The 356-nt window shown below is 56.5% G+C and carries 1 tRNA gene and 1 rRNA gene; both read left to right on the top strand.

From position 1 onward, the window contains the following. Positions 1-28 precede the first annotated feature (28 nt). Positions 29-143: ribosomal RNA gene (gene rrf / locus AC6CIG_RS29770) — 5S ribosomal RNA — on the top strand. 132 nt (positions 144-275) lie between these two features. Continuing rightward, positions 276-352 (top strand) — tRNA-Met (locus AC6CIG_RS29765). Positions 353-356 lie beyond the last annotated feature (4 nt).

The following is a 356-nucleotide window of genomic DNA, read 5'->3' as shown; positions in this document are numbered from 1 at the left end:
TTAAGGCGCAAATCTTGCGCTTTGCCGACCTGGTGGTTCTGGCGGGGTGGCTGCACCCGTTCCCATTCCGAACACGGCCGTGAAACGCCCCAGCGCCGATGGTACTTCGTCTTAAGACGCGGGAGAGTAGGTCGCTGCCAGGTCTGCAAATCGCAAGAGAAACAAACCGATCATCTTCTCTCATAAGGCCGAAACAAACCGGCCGACAAACCGACCTTTTTACTGCGCAAAACTCGGACGGAATAACGAGATTTTGCCGCGCAAAACTCGGATAACGCGGGGTGGAGCAGCCCGGTAGCTCGTCAGGCTCATAACCTGAAGGCCGCAGGTTCAAATCCTGCCCCCGCAACCAAACA

The sequence above is a fragment of the Sinorhizobium sp. GQ132 genome (assembly GCF_059758575.1).
Note: the sequence above shows the minus strand (reverse complement) of the source record. Positions and strands in the feature narration are given on the sequence as shown.